Here is a 16,557-nt window from a genome sequence, read left to right on the forward strand (position 1 = left end):
ACGGGGTCAGCCGAGCCAGCCCTTAATCGTCTTGGCCATGGCCTCGGTCGAGATGCCGTAGCGCTCGTGCAGCGTCGGCAGCGCGCCGGCGTCGAGGAAGGCGTCGGGCAGCGCGATCTGGCGGAAGGGCGGCGTCACGCCGGCCGACAGCAGCGCGGTGGCGACCGCTTCGCCGAGGCCGCCGATCGTCGTGTGGTTCTCGGCGACGACCACCAGGCGGCCGGAGCGGCCGGCCTCGCGCAGGATGGTCGCGATGTCGAGCGGCTTGATCGTCGGCACGTGCAGCACGCCGACGTCGACGCGGTCGTCGGCCAGCGCCTGCGCCACTTCCAGCGCGCGCATGGTCATGATCCCGGACGAGATGACCAGCACGTCGCGGCCGTCGCGCAGCAGCTTGGCCTTGCCGAGCTCGAACTTGTAGTCGTACTCGTCGAGCAGCAGCGGCACGTTGCCGCGCAGCAGGCGCATGTAGACCGGGCCCTTGTGCGCGGCGATCGCCGGCACCGCCTGCTCGATCTCGAGCGCGTCGCAGGGGTCGATCACGGTCATGTTGGGCATCGCGCGGAACAGCGCCAGGTCCTCGGTGGCCTGGTGGCTGGGGCCGTAGCCGGTGGTCAGGCCGGGCAGCGCGCAGACAATCTTGACGTTGAGGTCGTCCTCGGCGATCGTCTGGTGGATGAAGTCGTAGGCGCGCCGCGAGGCGAACACCGCATAGGTGGTCGCGAACGGCAGCGCGCCTTCCTTGGCGAGGCCGGCGGCGGCGCCCATCAGCAGCTGCTCGGCCATGCCCATCTGGTAGTAGCGCTCGGGGTAGGCCTTGGCGAAGAGGTGCAGGTCGGTGTACTTGCCGAGGTCGGCGGTCATGCCGATCACGTCGGGGCGGGCGCCGGCCAGCTCGACCAGCGCGTGGCCGAACGGCGCGGACTTGGTGCGTTGTCCCTCGGCGGCGATCGAGGCGATCATCGCCGAGGTTTTCAGCTTGGGTTTCTGGGCGGCGGCGGTGCTCATGCGGTCCTCCCGGCGTCGAGCGCTTCGAGGGCGAGCTGCCATTCGTGCGCGTCGACGCGGATGAAGTGGTTCTTCTCGCGGGCTTCGAGGAAGGGGACGCCGCAGCCCATGCGGGTGTCGGCGATGATCATGCGCGGCTGGCGCCCGGGGTGCTCGCGCGCGGCGTCGAAGGCGCGGATCACCGCGGCGAGGTCGTTGCCGTCGATGCGCTGGGTGAACCAGCCGAAGGCCTCCATCTTGTCGACCAGCGGCTCGAAGGCCATGACCTGGCTCGACGGGCCGTCGGCCTGCTGGTTGTTGATGTCGACGATGGCGATCATGTTGTCGAGCTGCCAGTGGGCGGCCGACATCAGCGCCTCCCAGACCGCGCCCTCGTCCAGCTCGCCGTCGGAGAACAGCGTATAGACGAAGGACTTGCTGCCCTTGCGCTTGAGCCCCAGCGCGTGGCCGACGGCGATCGTCAGCCCCTGGCCGAGCGAGCCGCCGGACATCTCCATGCCCGGCGTGTAGCTGGCCATGCCCGACATCGGCAGGCGGCTGTCGTCGCTGCCGTAGGTTTCGAGTTCTTCCTGCGGCACGATGCCGGCCTCGATCAGCGCCGCGTAGAGCGCGATCGCATAGTGGCCGTTCGACAGCAGGAAGCGGTCGCGGCCGTCCCACTCGGGATCGTCCGGCCGGTAGTCCATCGCATGAAAGTAGGCGACGGCCAGCACGTCGGCGATGTCGAGGGCCTGGCCGACGTAGCCCTGGCCCTGCACCTCGCCCATCAGCAGCGCGTTGCGCCGGATGTGGTAGGCGCGCTCGGCGAGGTGGGCATGGGTCGCGGTAACGCTTGAGTCCACGCAAATCTCCTAGGTTGGGCCGGCGGAAAAGCGCGCCGCCGGCGGGTCGTTCATCCATCGGGGAGCCTGCTCCCCGGGCCTTCCCGGGACCGCGGCGCCTTGCCGCTGCGACGTCTCCGGGGAGTGATGTGAAGCTTAGGAGCTTGCGTTTTATCGCTCAAACGAATAATCATTCACTATTGATGAACTGAGTTCACCCGAATATTGCAATGCAGCGTCGCGTCCCCCTCAAGGCAGTGCAAGCGTTCGAGGCCGCCGCCCGGCTCTCGTCGTTTGCGCTCGCAGCAGAAGAACTGTTCGTCACCCCCTCGGCGGTGAGCCATCAGATCAAGCTGCTGGAGGAGCAATTCGGGGTGCGCCTGTTCCATCGCGTGCATCGCGCGGTGGTGCTCACCGACGCCGGCCGGCGCTATGCGGAGGAGGTGTCGGCGGCCTTCGGGCGCATCGAGCTGGCGACGCGCGAACTGGGGCGGACGGCGAAGAGCGACATCCTGACCGTGCATTCGACGCCGAGCTTCGCGACGCAGTGGCTGATGCCGCGCCTGGCCCGCTTCAGCGCGCTCAACCCGGACATCGACGTGCGCCTGAACGCCTCCTACCCGCCGCCGGCCGACCTGCTCACCAGCGGCGTCGACATCGACATCCGCTACGGCACCAAGCGCCTGCAGCCGCCGGGAACGATGGTGCTGGCCTTTCCGCCCGAGACCATCGTGCCGCTGTGCTCGCCGGCGCTGGCCGACGGCCCGCAGCCGATCCGCACGCCGGAGGACCTGCGCCACCACACGCTGATCCACAGCGAGGTCTGCCTGGTGAACTGGCGTGACTGGATGCGCCAGCACCGCAAGGTGCAGCTCGACATCTCGCGCGGGCCGCGCTTCGACCGCTCGTTCATGGCCATCAGCGCGGCGGTCGACGGCCTCGGCGTCTGCCTCGAGAGCCTGCTGCTGGTGCAGCGCGAGCTGGAGACCGGGCGCCTGGTCGCGCCCTTCGGGCTCGACGGGCCGAAGGTCCAGGGCTACACGCTGAACCTGCTGAAGTCGCGCGCCGAGCTGCCGAAGATCCGCAGCTTCCAGGACTGGCTGTTCGCCGAACTGGAGAAGGGCGGCGCCGCGTGAACGGCGCCCCGCCGGCCGTGGCCGCGCAACCGCGGCGAACGTCGCTGCCATGCCGCCGTGCCGCGAGGCTGGCGGCCTTCCCGGCCCGCCGGGCCGCCGCCAACCGCCAACGCGATTTCCGACAATGAGCCCCGCCGTTCCCGCCATCACCCCCCGCGACACCTGGATCGACGGCCGCGGCGGCCGCCTGTTCGCACGCCTCTGGTCGCCGGCGGCGCCGGCCTCCGACGTGCCGCTGATCCTGTTCCACGACTCGCTGGGCAGCGTCGAGCTGTGGCGCGATTTCCCGGCGGCGCTGGCGGCGCAGAGTGGGCGGACGGTGGTCGCCTACGACCGCTTGGGCTTCGGCCGCTCCGACGCGCGTCGCGGCCCGCTGCCGCTCGATTTCATCGCCGCCGAGGCCGACGGCGGCTTCGCCGACCTGCGCCGGCAGCTCGCCATCGGCCGCTTCGCGCTGTTCGGCCACAGCGTCGGCGGCGGCATGGCGGTCAATTGCGCCGCCCGCTGCGGCGACGACTGCGTCGCGCTGGTCACCGTGTCGGCGCAGGCCTTCGTCGAAGCGCGGACAGTGCAGGGCATCGAGGCGGCGCGTACGCTGTTCGCCGACCCCGTACAGGTCGAGCGCCTGCGCCGCTACCACGGCGACAAGGCGGAGTGGGTGCTGGCGGCGTGGATCGACTCGTGGCTGCACCCGGACTTCGCCGCGTGGTCGCTGCGGCCGGTGCTGCCGCAGGTGAAATGCCCGCTGCTGGCGATCCACGGCGCCGACGACGAATACGGTTCGCCGCGGCACCCCGAGCTGATCGGCCGGCTCGCCGGCGGCCCGGCGCAGGTCGAACTCATGGCCGACACCCGGCACCTGCCGCACCGCGAGCGCGCGGGCGAGGTGCTGGCGCGGGTCGCGGGCTTCCTGCAAGGGCTGGCCTAGCCCTGGCGGCCGTCCCTCAGCCCGCGTCGCGCTCCCACGGCGGCAGCGGCTGGAAATGCCGCGCCAGCGCGTCGAGGAAGACCTTGACCTTCGGTACGCGCACCCGGCTCGGCGTGTAGCACGCGTAGAGGTCGCGGCCGAAGATGACGTTGGGTTCGTAGCCGTCGAGCACGGCGCGCAGCCTTCCGTCGGCGAGCTCGCGGTGGCACATGAAGGTCGGCAGGATCGCGACGCCGTGGCCGGCGAGCGCGGCGTCGAGGATGCACTCGATGTTGTTGAAGTGGATGCGGCTGCTCACCGCAACGCGCGCCTCGTTGCCGCGCGCGTCGAGCAGCGACCAGACCTTGTCGTCGCGCAGCACGTAGCTCAGGCACTGGTGCCGCACCAGGTCGTGCGGCGTCTCCGGGACGCCGTGGCGGGCGAGGTAATGCGGTGCGGCGCAGATGACGCGGCGGAGGCCGACGACCCGGCGCGCGACCGCGTCCTCCGGCGGCTGCCGGGTCATGCGCAGCGCGAGGTCGATGTTGTCGGCGACCAGGTCGACGATGTCGTCGGTGAGGATCAGTTCGCACTCGAGTTCGGGGTGGGCGGCGGCGATCTCGGGCAGCAGCGGCGCGATCCAGTGCCGGCCGAAGCTCACCGTCGCGCTGACGCGCAGCGTGCCGCGCGGCGCCTCGCCCAGGTTGCGCAGCGCGATCTCGGTGCCCCTGACCGCTTCCAGCGCATGCCGCGCATGCTGGTGGAAGACGTCGCCGGCCGCCGTCAGCACCAGCCGGCGGGTCGAGCGCTCGAACAGCCGGGCGCCGAACGCGCGCTCGAGTTCGGCGATCTGCTTGCTCACCTGCGCGCGCGTGCAGCCCAGCCGGCGGGCGGCGCCGGCCATGCTGCCGCTGTCGACGACGCAGACGAAGCTGTGCCATGCCGGCAGCCAGTTCATGCGTTCCTCCGCAGGCGTTGCGGGGGCAGCGAAGCGCCGCCCCGGAGACGAGGGGGTGCGTGCATTTGTCAATGATCCGTTGACGCAATGAATCGGATTATCGGCTTTTTCGTCGCTGATCCGGAAACTATCCTCGCGCCATTCCCTTTCGGCGCGCACCGCGTCGCCACCCAACGGACAGGTGATCCGCATGCTCCAGATTCTCCGCCGCCCCGACGTCCTCTTCGTCACGCTCGCCGCCGCCGGCATCCTTGCGATCACGATGGGCGCGCGCCAGTCGCTCGGCCTCTTCGTCAGCCCGCTCAACACCACGACCGGCCTCGGCATCGCCTCGATCAGCCTGGCGCTGGCCGTCGCGCAATTCACCTGGGGGGCGATCCAGCCGGTCGCCGGGGCGGTCGCCGACCGCTACGGCGCGCGCGCCGTGCTGATCGGCGGCGTGCTGCTGCTGGCGCTCGGCAGCGCGCTGACGCCGTTCATGGATTCGACCTTCGGCCTGATCGTGTCGCTCGGCCTGCTGTCGGCGATGGGCTCGGGCGCCGGCAGCTTCTCGGTGCTGATCGGCGCCGCCGCGCAGCGGCTGCCGGCCGACGCGCGCGGCACCGCCGCCGGCGTCATCAACGCCGGCGGCTCGTTCGGGCAGTTCGTGTTCGCGCCGGTGCTGCAGAAGCTGATCCAGGCCTTCGGCTGGATGGGGGCGATGTGGTCGATGGCGGCGATGACGCTGCTGGCGCTGCCGCTGGTCGGCAAGGTCGCCGGCGGCGGCCGCCCGCCGGCACCGTCGACCGCCGGCGAAGCCGGCCTCTTGCGCACCGTCCGCAACGCCCTCGCCGACCGCAGCTACCTGCTGCTGCACGCCGGCTTCTTCACCTGCGGCTTCCACATCGCCTTCCTCGTCACCCACCTGCCGGGCGAGGTCCAGCTATGCGGACTGTCGCCCGAGGTGGCGAGCTGGTCGCTGGCGATCATCGGGCTGGCCAACATCTTCGGCAGCCTCTATGCCGGCGCCTGCATCAACCTGTACCGCAGCAAGCACGTGCTGGCCGCGATGTACGGCTCGCGCGCCGCGCTGGTCGCGCTCTACCTGCTGCTGCCGAAGAGCGAATGGACCTTCTACCTGTTCGCCGCGGGCCTCGGCTTCACCTGGCTGGCGACGGTGCCGCCGACGGCGGCGCTGGTCGGCAAGCTGTTCGGCGTGCGCTACCTGGGCACGCTGTTCGGCCTGACGCTGCTCTCGCACCAGGTCGGCGGCTTCCTCGGCGCCTGGCTGGGCGGGCTGAGCATCGTCTGGAGCGGCGACTACACCTGGATGTGGTACGCCGACATCGCGCTGGCGTCGCTGGCCGCGCTGGCGAACCTGCCGATCCGCGAGGCGCGGATCCAACCGGCGGCGGTGCCGGCGTGAGCCGGCGCGCGGCCCGCGGCCCGCAGCGCCGCGTTGCCGGCGTGCGCTGAGCGGCACGCGGCGGAAGCGGGTCGGCGTCGGCGATGATCGGCGCCGGCCCGGCCGGCAACGGCGGATTCCGGCGACTCAGCCGGCCAGCCAGGCGAGCGCGGCGGCGAGCGTGACGCCGCCGGCGGCAGCGCGAGCATCCCGGCCAGCTGCCCGGCGAGCCGTTCCGGGCTGGCGGCGGGTTCCGGCAGCGCCAGCACCTGCCGCACTTCCTGCCGCTCGAGCGCCGGGATCTTCAGCACCGCCCGGTGGTTGAGCAGGAAGCCGGTCAGCGCGAAGAGCACGAACAGCCCGGCCAGCGCCAGCCCGCACCAGGCGTGCAGGCGGCGCAGCCATTTGCCGGGGTTGGCGCGCGCGGCGCCACCCGCAGGGTCGCGATGCCGGAGCCTCGGCCGCCGTCAGAAGCGGAAGCGCGCGGTCAGCTCGACCGAGCGCGGCGCGCCGGGCATGTTGAGGTTGTTGCTGGCGCCGTGGCCGGAGACGAAGTAGTGCTTGTCGGCGATGTTCTTGACGTTCAACGCGAGGTCGTAGGCCTTCGCCTGGTAGATCAGCGCGGCGTCGGCGGTCACGTAGCCGTCGAGCGTCACCAGGTTGTCCGGCGCGGCGTAGCGGTCGTCGGCGTAGTTGAGGCCGCCGCCGAGCCTGAAGCCGTGGCCGAGGTCCTTCATCAGCCACAGGTTGGCGCTGTGCATCGGCGTCAGCGCCGCGCGCTTGCCGTCGATGGCGATGCCGTTGGAGAGGCCGATCGACTTGGTGATGACGGCGTCGAGGTAGGCGTAGCCGGCCGACAGCTGCCAGCCCGGCGCCACTTCGCCGGCCAGCGTCAGTTCGACGCCGCGCGTGCGCTGCTCGCCGACCGGGATGATCGCCTTGGTCACCGGGTCGGTGGTCTTGATGTCGGTCCGCTCCAGCTCGAACACCGCCGCGGTGGCCGAGGCCTTGCCGCCGAACAGGTCGAGCTTGACGCCGGCCTCGACGTTGCTCGTTTCCTCCGGCGCCATCTGCGACTGCGCGCTGGTGAACGCGAGCACCTCGCCCGAGGGCTGGAACGAGCGGCTGTACGACAGGTAGTACGACTGCCAGCCGTTGGGCTGGAAGACGACGCCGGCACGCGGGCTCCATTCGCGGTCGGTGCGCTCGCGGTCGGTGGCGGTGGACAGGCGTTCATTCACCGACTGCCGGAAGGTGTCGTGGCGGATGCCGAGCAGCGCCTTCCACTGCGGCGTGAAGGTGATCAGGTCCTGCACATAGACGCTGTGCACGTCGAGCGAGGTGCGGTTGTCGGTCGCCAGCACCTTGCTGCCGAACGCCGACAGCGACGGCTGCACCGGGTTGAGCACCGAGGTCGTCGGCTTCACGCTCCAGTTGTACGACTGCAGGTCCTTGTCCTGCTTGCCGATCTCGACACCGTACAGCAGCTGGTGGCCGACGCTGCCGGTGGCGAGGCGCTGTGTCAGTTCGAGCTGGTTGAACCAGCCCTGGTCGTCGCGGTCGACCGCGCCGTGGAACAGCGAGACGACGCCGGTGTTGTTGTTCACCGTCTGGCCGAAGGTGTTCTGGCGGTCGAGGCGGTAGCGGTAGGTGCCGAAATGGTTGCTCAGCGACAGGCTGTCGCTGATGCGATGGTCGAGCTTGATGCGGCCGGAGGTGACGTCGGCGTCGGAATAGTCGTCGCGGTCGGCGTTGTTGGTGCCGTAGTAGGTCTTGCGCGAGACGTTCGCCGGCTTGCCGCGGTAGGCCGGGATGCCCATGTCGGTGACGCGGCGGTCGTTCAGCTGCTCGACCTGGAAGAGCAGCCTGGTGTCCGGCGACAGCGCGAGCGCCAGCGACGGGGCGATCAGGTTGCGCTTCAGGAAGCCCTGGTCGCGGAAGCTGTCGGCGTCCTCGACGGCGCCGACGACGCGGAACTGGGCGGCGTCGCCGAGGCGGTCGCCGACGTCGAGCGCCAGCCGCTTCTGGCCGAACGAGCCGACCGTCAGCTCGGCTTCGCGCACCGGCGTCGCCGACGGCTTCTTGCTGATGCGGTTGATGATGCCGCCCGACGAGCCGCGGCCGTAGAGCACCGCCGCCGGCCCCTTCACCACCTCGACGCGCTCGATGTTGGCGAGGTCGCGGTAGTACATCGCGTCGTCGCGCAGGCCGTCGATGAACAGGTCGCCGAGCGCCTCGAAGCCGCGGATGTAGAACTGGTCGCGCTGGCCGTCGCCGATGTGGAAGGAGACGCCGGGAACGTTGCGCAGCGTGTCCTGCAGCGAATGCGCCGCCTGGTCCTCGATCAGGCGGTCGGTGACGACGTTCACGGTCTGCGGCACGTCCCTCAGCGGCGCCTGGATCTTGGTCGCGCTGCTGGCGGTGACGGCCTGGTAAACCTCCAGTTCGGGGGCGGCCTGGACCTGGACGGGCGACAGCAGGCGCTCGGCCTGCTGGGCGGCGGCCGCCGTCGATAACAGCGCGGCGAGCGAGGTCGCGGCGAACTTGAATGGCTTGCTTTTCTGGCGCATGGGAATCCCGGTATCAGTTGCATCGTCGATGCCGGGGGGCGGCAATGCGGCCCGTCCCGGCGCTGGGGATGGGGCGTCCGCCTTCGTCGCGCGAAGGGTCGGGCAAGGCAGGGGAAGCCGGCCATCCGGAAGGGGTTTCGCGGGCTGCCTCGGCGAGGCGGCGCGAATGGCGGTGCGTGACGCACCTTGGCTGGCTGGCAGGTGAGCTGGCTGGCGATTGCGGATGAGAATTATTCTTGTTTTTGCCGCATCGGTCAAGGGCGGAGCGCCGTTGCCGTATGGCGCGAAGCCGGCGGACGCCTCCGCAGCGTGTCCGGTCCGATGCCTCCGTCGCGATCGGCAAGTGCTTGCGAACAATAGCCGTTGGCTATTATCCGTATTGAAACAATTTCCTTTGGCAATGAACAGCGCCTGCCTAGACTGTGCTCACACCCCGGCATCGATGCCGGACAGAAAGCGAGCTTGCCATGGTTGCCGATGTGCTGATGCTGAAAGCGTTCTGGATCGACCTCCTGGCGCTCGCCGCCGAAACCCACTGACTTTTTCAGCAGGAGGAACCACGATGGACGCGAAGAAACTCACCACTGCCGCCGGCGCGCCGGTACCCGACAACCAGAACACGATGACCGCCGGCCCGCGCGGGCCGGTGCTGCTGCAGGACGTGTGGCTGCTCGAGAAGCTCGCCCACTTCGACCGCGAGGTGATCCCGGAGCGGCGCATGCACGCCAAGGGCTCCGGCGCCTACGGCACGTTCACGGTGACGCACGACATCACCCGATACACGCGGGCGAAGCTCTTCAGCCAAATCGGCAAGAAGACCGAACTGTTCGCGCGCTTCACGACGGTCGCCGGCGAGCGCGGCGCCGCCGACGCCGAGCGCGACATCCGCGGCTTCGCCGTCAAGTTCTACACCGAGGAGGGCAACTGGGACCTGGTCGGCAACAACACGCCGGTGTTCTTCCTGCGCGATCCGCTGAAGTTCCCCGACCTCAACCACGCGGTGAAGCGCGACCCGCGCACGAACATGCGCAGCGCGAAGAACAACTGGGACTTCTGGACCTCGCTGCCGGAAGCGCTGCACCAGATCACCATCGTCATGAGCGAGCGCGGCATCCCGGCCAGCTACCGCCACATGCACGGCTTCGGCTCGCACACCTTCAGCTTCATCAACGCGCGGAACGAGCGCTCTTGGGTGAAGTTTCACTTCAAGTCGCAGCAGGGCATCCGGAACCTGACCGACGCCGAGGCCGAGGCGATCATCGGCCGCGACCGCGAGTCGCACCAGCGCGACCTCTACGAGAGCATCGAGCAGGGCGACTACCCGAAGTGGACGCTGTACGTGCAGGTGATGCCGGAGAAGGAGGCGTCGCAGGTGCCGTACAACCCCTTCGACCTGACCAAGGTCTGGCCGCACAAGGACTACCCGCTGATCGAGGTCGGCGTCATGGAACTGAACCGCAACCCGGAGAACTTCTTCGCCGAGGTCGAGCAGTCGGCGTTCAACCCGGCGGCGGTGGTGCCCGGCATCTCCTTCTCGCCGGACAGGATGCTGCAGGCGCGGCTCTTTTCGTACGGCGACGCGCAGCGCTACCGGCTCGGCGTGAACCATCACCAGATCCCGGTGAACGCGCCGCGCTGCCCGTTCCACAGCTACCACCGCGACGGCGCGATGCGCGTCGACGGCAACCACGGCGGGCGCATCGGCTACGAGCCGAACAGCGACGGCCAGTGGCAGGAACAGCCGGACTACCGCGAGCCGCCGCTGTCGGTCGAGGGTGCCGCCGAGCACTGGAATCACCGCGCCGACGACGATTACTACTCGCAGCCGGGCGCGCTGTTCCGGCTGATGACGAAGGCCGAGCAGCAGGTGCTGTTCGACAACACCGCGCGCTCGCTCGGCGGTGCGCCGGTGGACATCCAGCGCCGCCACGTCGCCCACTGCGCGCAGGCCGATCCGGCCTACGGCGCCGGCGTCGCGAAGGCGCTCGGGCTGACGGACTGAGCGGCCGCCCGCGGGCATGCGGGCGAGCCGACGAAAGGCGCCGTTCCGCCGCGGAACGGCGCCGTTTTTTGATCTGCCGGCACTAATCCCGCTCGTATTTGGTCTATATTTGCACCACCTTCCGGCCCACAGGAAACCGTCGTGCACGAGAACGCCAACGAAGAACTGCAGCGACAGATCGACCGTATCCGCAGCCTGGCGGCAGAAGTCCTCGCCGCCCCCGACGCGCCGCTGCCGCAACTTCTTCCCGCCGCGCTGTTCGACTTCAACATCACCAGCAAGGAAGTGCCGGACATGGCCGACGCCGGCGAGATCGCGCGCTCGCTGGCGAGCCTGCTGCACCAGTGCGGCGAGCACGGCCCGGACGCGCAGGAGCGCCTGCAGGTGAACGCGCTGCTCGGCAACCTGCTGCGCGAGCTGGCGCCGGCCGACCTGCCGCCGGCGGAGAGCGCGCCGCCGCTGGTGACGCCGGTGGCGCCGGCGGCCGCCCCGGTCGGGCGGCGCATCGCGCTGTTCACCGACGGCGGCCCGCTGCTGGTGATGCTGCGCGAGACGCTGGCGCACGCCGGTTTCGAGCCGGTGCGCGTCGATTCGCTCGAAGCGCTCGCGGCGACCGGCGACGGCGAGCGGCCGGTGGCAGTGATCGCCGACATCGGCCTGTGCCTGCTCTATCCGCAATGCCACGAGGTCTTCGCGACGCTGCGCCGCCGCTTCGACCCGCCGCCGCACCTGTTCTGCATCGGCACCGTCGACGACATTCCGGCCCGCCTCGAGGCGGTGCGCCTCGGCGCCACGCGCTTCCTGCGCCAGCCGGTCGATACCGCGCGCCTGGTGGCGATCCTCAAGGGGGTCACGCTGCAGACGCCGACCCAGCCGTTCCGCGTGATGCTGGTCGAGGACGATCCCTTCCTCGGCGAGGTCTATGCCGACGGCCTGGCCGACGCCGGCATGGTCACCTGCATCGTCGGCGACCCGCTGCAGGTGCCGGCGAAGATCGCCGAGTTCGATCCCGACGTGCTGATCAGCGACCTCTACATGCCCGGCTGCAACGGCTTCGAGCTGCTCGCGCTGCTGCGCCAGGACGACACGCTCAACGACACGCCGATCATGCTGCTCTCCAGCGAGGCCGAGATGGCCCGCCAGCTCGAGGCGCTGCACCTCGGCGCCGACGACTTCCTGACCAAGCCGGTGGACATGGAGCTCCTGATCGCCTCGGTCACCGCCCGCGCCAAGCGCGCGCGCATGCTGAAGCGCAGCCGCGGCGAGTACCGCCGCCTCAAGCAGCGGCTGCGCGAGGTCGAGCGCCTGCTGCCGGGCAGTGCCCACGGCACGGTCGATGCCGACCTGCTGCACGGCGATACGATCGACCTCGACGGCTACGTCGTCGAGGAAGTGCACCACGACGATCCGGGCGCGGGCCGGGCGTAGCGTCCTCCGCCGCCCGCCGGCGCGGCGTCAGGCCGCCGGCCCCAGCAATTCCGCGAACATCCCCTGCGCCCAGGCGACGTCCTCGTCGCGCGGCTGCGCGTCGTAGTGCTGCTGCACCGTCTGCATCAGCAGCCCGTCGCCGCGCACGCGGTAGCGGGTCTCGATGCGCATCATCTCCATCGGCTCGGCGCCGGCCAGCACGTAGCAGGTGCTCGCCGGCAGCAGCCGCGGCGCCTCCTTGCCCTGCGCCTCGGCGGCGATCTGCGCGGCGGCGATCTGCCCCTGCCGCGCCGCCATCTGGCCGGTCTTCGGGTAATGGCCGAACAGCGGCGAGGCGCGGTCGACCAGGTCGCCGACGACGAACACGCGCGGGTCGGCGAGCGCGCGCTGCGTCAGCGGGTCGAACGCCGCCCAGCCGCTCGCCTTCTTCGCGTCGTTCACGTCGCGGCCGATCAGCCCGGCCTGCCAGGCGAGGTCGCCGGCCTGCTGCGGCGGCATCAGCAGCGCGTCGTCGAAACGGAAGGTCTCGAAGTCGGTGCTCACCGTCCTCGCGAACGGGTCGATCGCCTGCACCCGTGCCTGCGGCACGTAGACGATGCGGTCGCGGTACTGGCCGCCGAAGACGCGGGCGAAACCCTGCATCATCGGGTTGGGGTCGAGGACGATCACGCGCGCCTTCAGCTGCTTCTGCCGGAACAGCGTGGCCAGCATGCAGGCGCGCTCGAACGGCGCCGGCGGGCAGCGGTAGGGCAGCGGCGGCACGGTAATCACGAAGTCGCCGCCGGCGAAGGCGTCGACGCGCCGCTTGAGCGCTGCCTGCTCGCCGGCCTGCCAGGCGCTGCCGTACTTCTGCCGCGCCTCGGCGGCGGGCTTCGCGTCGTCGCCGAACCACGGCGCGTAGTCGTCGCGGATGCCGACGGCGAGGATCAGCCAGTCGTAGGCGAGGGTGCCGTCGGCGGTACGCACTTCGCGCCGCTCGCGGTCGATCGCGGCGACCTCGGCGCGCAGCCGCGTGTAGCCGAAGGCCCGCGCCGCCGCCGCGTAGTCGTGGCGCAGCAGCGCGCCGTCGAGCCGGTCGGCGAGCCAGCGGTTGGAGAGCGGCAGCGACCAGAAGGCAGCGCTGCGCTCGACCAGCACCACCTCCAGCTGCGGCGCCAGCTCGCGCAGGCGGCGGGCGGCGGCGAGGCCGCCCCAGCCGCCGCCGACGATCACGGCGCGGCCGTTCCGGGCCGGCGGCAGCAGCGCCGGCGCCGCGCGCAGCGGCTTCGGCAGCAGGGCGGTGGCAGCGACGGCGGCGGTGGCGGCGAGCAGGCGGCGGCGGGTGGCGTGCATCGGGGGCGTTCCGGGCGGGCGCGGGCGTGCGGCGCCCGGCGGCAGCAGGTCAGGCGGCGGGCGTTTCCGTTTCGGGCGGCGGCATGTCCGGCATCGGCGGCAGCTGCGCCTTCTCGTCGTCGGAGAGCCGCAGCCGCTGGATCAGCGCGTCGCGGTTGAGGTTGAGCAGCTTCCCGATCGCCGCGAAGTCGTCGGGAATCGCCGCGTCGTTCCAGCCGTGCGCGGAATGGCGGGCGAGGTCGACGGCGAGCAGCACGTTGCGGATGCGCGGCGCTTCGGCGTGCTCGGGGTCCATCAGGTTGGCGAGCAGCTTGGGCAGGTGCCAGGTCCGGCACAGCGCGAGCTGCAGGTCGATCAGCCGGATGCCGAGCACCGCTTCCTGCACGGCGGCGCTGCGCAGCGCGTGGTTGGCGGCCTGGCGGTCGCGCATCTCGATCGCCAGCGTCGGCGCGAAGCACCACAGCAGGATCTCGGCGAGGTCGTGCAGCAGCGCGGCGATGGTCACTTCCTCGACGTTCAGGTCCTGCCGCCACAGCGCCCATTCGTGCGCGTAGTGCGCGGCGCGCTGCACGCGGCGGATCAGCTGCAGCGCGCCGAGCATCGCCGGCGGTTCGCTCTTCAGCATCTGCTCGATGGTGACCAGATCCTTGAACTTCTCGAAGAAGGGCTCGATGCCGATCATCATCACCGCGCTGCCGATGGTGGTGATGTCGGTGCGCAGCGTCTTGCCGGCAAAGGGCTGGATGTAGGCGAGGACCTTCACCGTCATCAGCGGGTCCTGCAGCACGACGCGCGAGATCTCGCGGCCGTTGACGCGGTCGATGTTGGCGCGCAGCTCGTCGAGCTGGCGCACGGTGTGGCGCAGCACGGGCAGCTCGGCGCCGCTGAAGAACAGCACCCAGGTTTCGAGATCCTGCAACGGATGGGTCAGCATTCTTGTTTTCTACTTCACCGCATGCGTGAAAGAAATGCGCTAATCGACTGATTTGGAAAAGAAGCGCACCTAGGATGATGGTACTCGCAGGCTCGCCGCGATTCAACCGGAATTGTCCGCGCGGGAGGCGCCGAGCCAGGGCGCGGCCGCCGCCGTCCAGCCGAGCGTCGCCGTCAGTTGTGCGAAGGCGCCCGAGAGCGGCGCGACGAGGCGCAGCGGTTCGCCGCTCCGCGGGTGCGCGAAGCGCATCTCGGCGCAGTGCAGCAGCAGTCGCGCGCAGCCGGTCAGCGCGGCGAAGTCGCGGTTGAGCTTGCCCTTGCCGTAGGTGGCGTCGCCGACGATCGGGTGCGCGGCGTGCTTCAGGTGGCGGCGGATCTGGTGGCGGCGGCCGGTTTCCGGCGTCAGTTCGAGCAGCGCGCAGCGCGTCGTCGGATGCCGGTCGCCGGCGATCGGCAGCTCGGCGGTGGCCAGCCGCCGCCAGCGGGTGAGCGCTGCCTGCGGCAGCAGCTGCGCGCGCGGGTCGACCCATTCGGCGTCGTCCGGCTGGCGCTGCAGCGGATGGTCGATGACGCCTTCCGCTGCCGGCCAGCCGCGGACGACGGCGAGGTAGGTCTTTGCCACCTGCTGCGCGGCGAAGGCGTCGGACAGCGTGCGCGCCGTGTCGCGGTCGAGCGCGAAGACGAGCACGCCGGAGGTGCCGCGGTCGAGGCGGTGCACCGGATGCACCGGCTGCCCGATCTGGTCGCGCAGCCGCTGCACGGCGAATTCGGTTTCGTGGCGGTCGAGCGCCGTGCGGTGCACGAGCAGCCCCGGCGGCTTGTCGATCGCGACCAGTGCGTCGTCGCGGTGGAGAATGGTCAGCATCGGTGGGAGCGGGAAGTCGTCGTTGTTCGCGCGCAGCGGCGTTCAGGCGATGTGGAAGCCGTTCTTGCCGGCGCTCTTCACCTGGTACATCGCGTCGTCGGCGCGTTTCACGGCGGCATCATAGCTGTCGTCGGCGTCGTTGAGCAGGGTTGCGCCGACGCTGGCGCTGACCTGCAAGCTTGCCGACCGGTAGGCGATCGGCTGCGCCGCGGCAGTGACGATGCGCTGCGCGAAGCCGGCGAGCGGCGGCAGTGGCGCCGCCGGCGAGCCGCGCAGGACGACCACGAATTCGTCGCCGCCGATGCGCGCGACCAGGTCGCCTTCGCGGACGCCGGCGAGCAGCCGGCCGGCGATCGTCTTCAGCACGTGGTCGCCGGCGTCGTGGCCGTGCGCGTCGTTGATCTTCTTGAAGCCATCGAGGTCGACGAAGAACAGCGCGGCGCCGCCGCTCGCCGCCGGGTGCGCGGCGACCATCTCGTCGAGGTGCGTCTTCAGCGCACGCAGGTTGGCGAGCCCGGTCAGGTGGTCCTGGTCGGCCATCATCGCCAGCTGCTTGGTCTTCTTCTCCAGCTCGAGGATCAGGCGCTGCGTGGTCGACTTGTGGCTGCTGTCGATGATGATCACCAGCACGACGAAGAAGAACGACCCGGCCATCGCCACGCCCCACGGCAGCGGCGAGCGCAGGTAGCGGATCGGGTCGGCGGGAAAGCTCAGCGTGCCGCTGACGAAACCCCAGCCGGCGAGCGCGAAGAGGAGCATGAAGGCGGCGGCGATGGCGATTACCGTGCGCTGCTTGAGGAACATCGAGGCAATGAAGACGGCGAAGGCGCCCCACATCGCGCCGTTGCCGTAGAGGCCGAAGTTGAGCAGGCCGGCGAGCGAGACCAGCATGGCGAGGACCAGGATGGTGCCGGTCCTGACCCGCAGCGGCAGCCGCCGACGGAAGGCGTACAGCGACAGTACGACGACGAGGCCGGCGAGGTGCAGCCAATAGACGTGATTCCAGCCGAAGAAGAAGGCGCGCGACACCGACAGCGGCACGCCGACCAGCGCGATCAGGCAGACGCCGACCAGCAGCCGGTGCGAGGCGCGTTCGGCCTCCTCGTCGAGTACCTTGCCGATGGCCTGATAGCGCGCCGGTGACCCGGAGTCTTTTCGCATGCGCCCCCCTCCTGACGCAGCTATTGTGCGCCGCCTTGGGCGGCTTGGGGAG

Annotated in this window: 14 protein-coding genes; 5 read left to right on the top strand and 9 right to left on the bottom strand. The window is 70.4% G+C overall.

What is annotated here, in order from left to right:
• Positions 1 to 6 precede the first annotated feature (6 nt).
• Positions 7 to 1,008, bottom strand: coding sequence for a transketolase family protein (locus tag IWH25_RS09775; protein WP_203385627.1), 1,002 nt, complete (start codon positions 1,006 to 1,008; stop codon positions 7 to 9).
• Positions 1,005 to 1,850, bottom strand: coding sequence for a transketolase (locus IWH25_RS09780; protein ID WP_203385628.1), 846 nt, complete (start codon positions 1,848 to 1,850; stop codon positions 1,005 to 1,007). Before IWH25_RS09780 ends, IWH25_RS09775 begins: the two co-directional genes overlap by 4 nt.
• Before the next feature lie 209 nt (positions 1,851 to 2,059).
• Here IWH25_RS09780 and gcvA point away from each other — a divergent pair, with 209 nt between their 5' ends.
• Positions 2,060 to 2,965, top strand: a complete 906-nt coding sequence (gcvA, locus tag IWH25_RS09785; protein ID WP_203385629.1) for a transcriptional regulator GcvA — start codon at positions 2,060 to 2,062, stop codon at positions 2,963 to 2,965.
• Positions 2,966 to 3,089: 124 nt separating this feature from the next.
• Positions 3,090 to 3,893, top strand: coding sequence for an alpha/beta fold hydrolase (locus tag IWH25_RS09790; protein WP_203385630.1), 804 nt, complete (start codon positions 3,090 to 3,092; stop codon positions 3,891 to 3,893).
• A 16-nt stretch (positions 3,894 to 3,909) separates the two neighbouring features.
• On the opposite strand, the gene IWH25_RS09795 is transcribed toward IWH25_RS09790, so the two are convergent.
• Positions 3,910 to 4,830 (bottom strand): LysR family transcriptional regulator, encoded by a 921-nt coding sequence (locus IWH25_RS09795; RefSeq protein WP_203385631.1) that lies wholly within the window; start codon positions 4,828 to 4,830, stop codon positions 3,910 to 3,912.
• A gap of 190 nt (positions 4,831 to 5,020) precedes the next feature.
• Between IWH25_RS09795 and IWH25_RS09800 the strand changes: the two genes are divergently transcribed.
• The gene (locus tag IWH25_RS09800; RefSeq protein ID WP_203385632.1) at positions 5,021 to 6,235 is read left to right on the top strand and encodes an MFS transporter; all 1,215 of its coding nucleotides are present in this window, start codon (positions 5,021 to 5,023) and stop codon (positions 6,233 to 6,235) included.
• Here IWH25_RS09800 and IWH25_RS09805 read toward each other — a convergent pair.
• Both IWH25_RS09805 and IWH25_RS09810 read right to left on the bottom strand, forming a co-directional pair.
• Positions 6,130 to 6,567: a hypothetical protein gene (locus IWH25_RS09805; protein ID WP_203385633.1), complete on the bottom strand. Its 438-nt coding sequence runs from the start codon at positions 6,565 to 6,567 to the stop codon at positions 6,130 to 6,132. The genes IWH25_RS09800 and IWH25_RS09805 overlap by 106 nt on opposite strands.
• A gap of 114 nt (positions 6,568 to 6,681) precedes the next feature.
• Positions 6,682 to 8,784, bottom strand: a complete 2,103-nt coding sequence (locus IWH25_RS09810) for a TonB-dependent receptor (protein ID WP_203385634.1) — start codon at positions 8,782 to 8,784, stop codon at positions 6,682 to 6,684.
• A gap of 562 nt (positions 8,785 to 9,346) precedes the next feature.
• On the opposite strand from IWH25_RS09810, the gene IWH25_RS09815 reads away from it, so the two are divergent.
• Both IWH25_RS09815 and IWH25_RS09820 read left to right on the top strand, forming a co-directional pair.
• A complete protein-coding gene (locus IWH25_RS09815) occupies positions 9,347 to 10,786 on the top strand; it encodes a catalase (RefSeq protein ID WP_203385635.1) in 1,440 nt (479 codons plus the stop codon).
• 141 nt (positions 10,787 to 10,927) lie between these two features.
• The gene (locus IWH25_RS09820; protein WP_203385636.1) at positions 10,928 to 12,214 is read left to right on the top strand and encodes a response regulator; all 1,287 of its coding nucleotides are present in this window, start codon (positions 10,928 to 10,930) and stop codon (positions 12,212 to 12,214) included.
• Positions 12,215 to 12,241: 27 nt separating this feature from the next.
• Here the strand turns inward: IWH25_RS09820 and IWH25_RS09825 are convergent, their stop codons facing one another.
• The 4 genes from IWH25_RS09825 to IWH25_RS09840 all read right to left on the bottom strand — a co-directional run bounded on the left by IWH25_RS09825 (position 12,242) and on the right by IWH25_RS09840 (position 16,505).
• Complete coding sequence (locus tag IWH25_RS09825; protein WP_203385637.1) at positions 12,242 to 13,546, bottom strand: NAD(P)/FAD-dependent oxidoreductase; 1,305 nt, start codon at positions 13,544 to 13,546, stop codon at positions 12,242 to 12,244.
• Positions 13,547 to 13,595: 49 nt separating this feature from the next.
• Positions 13,596 to 14,480, bottom strand: coding sequence for an HDOD domain-containing protein (locus tag IWH25_RS09830; RefSeq protein WP_203385638.1), 885 nt, complete (start codon positions 14,478 to 14,480; stop codon positions 13,596 to 13,598).
• A gap of 102 nt (positions 14,481 to 14,582) precedes the next feature.
• Positions 14,583 to 15,344 carry a pseudouridine synthase gene (locus IWH25_RS09835; protein WP_203385639.1) on the bottom strand — a complete coding sequence of 254 codons (762 nt, stop codon included), beginning with the start codon at positions 15,342 to 15,344 and terminating at the stop codon, positions 14,583 to 14,585.
• 42 nt (positions 15,345 to 15,386) lie between these two features.
• Entirely contained in the window at positions 15,387 to 16,505 is a 1,119-nt protein-coding gene (locus IWH25_RS09840) for a sensor domain-containing diguanylate cyclase (RefSeq protein ID WP_203385640.1), read from the bottom strand.
• Positions 16,506 to 16,557: the final 52 nt, after the last annotated feature.

It is taken from the genome of Azospira restricta (genome assembly GCF_016858125.1).
Lineage (GTDB): Bacteria > Pseudomonadota > Gammaproteobacteria > Burkholderiales > Rhodocyclaceae > Proximibacter > Proximibacter restrictus.

What these genes read in the sequence shown, in the direction of transcription:
- IWH25_RS09810 (WP_203385634.1), bottom strand. Translation starts at nt 8,784, where the DNA reads ATGCGCCAGAAAAGCAAGCCATTCAAGTTCGCCGCGACCTCGCTCGCC.
- IWH25_RS09830 (WP_203385638.1), bottom strand. Translation starts at nt 14,480, where the DNA reads ATGCTGACCCATCCGTTGCAGGATCTCGAAACCTGGGTGCTGTTCTTC.
- IWH25_RS09815 (WP_203385635.1), top strand. Translation starts at nt 9,347, where the DNA reads ATGGACGCGAAGAAACTCACCACTGCCGCCGGCGCGCCGGTACCCGAC.
- IWH25_RS09825 (WP_203385637.1), bottom strand. Translation starts at nt 13,546, where the DNA reads ATGCACGCCACCCGCCGCCGCCTGCTCGCCGCCACCGCCGCCGTCGCT.
- IWH25_RS09790 (WP_203385630.1), top strand. Translation starts at nt 3,090, where the DNA reads ATGAGCCCCGCCGTTCCCGCCATCACCCCCCGCGACACCTGGATCGAC.
- IWH25_RS09840 (WP_203385640.1), bottom strand. Translation starts at nt 16,505, where the DNA reads ATGCGAAAAGACTCCGGGTCACCGGCGCGCTATCAGGCCATCGGCAAG.
- IWH25_RS09775 (WP_203385627.1), bottom strand. Translation starts at nt 1,008, where the DNA reads ATGAGCACCGCCGCCGCCCAGAAACCCAAGCTGAAAACCTCGGCGATG.
- gcvA (WP_203385629.1), top strand. Translation starts at nt 2,060, where the DNA reads ATGCAGCGTCGCGTCCCCCTCAAGGCAGTGCAAGCGTTCGAGGCCGCC.
- IWH25_RS09835 (WP_203385639.1), bottom strand. Translation starts at nt 15,344, where the DNA reads ATGCTGACCATTCTCCACCGCGACGACGCACTGGTCGCGATCGACAAG.
- IWH25_RS09800 (WP_203385632.1), top strand. Translation starts at nt 5,021, where the DNA reads ATGCTCCAGATTCTCCGCCGCCCCGACGTCCTCTTCGTCACGCTCGCC.
- IWH25_RS09795 (WP_203385631.1), bottom strand. Translation starts at nt 4,830, where the DNA reads ATGAACTGGCTGCCGGCATGGCACAGCTTCGTCTGCGTCGTCGACAGC.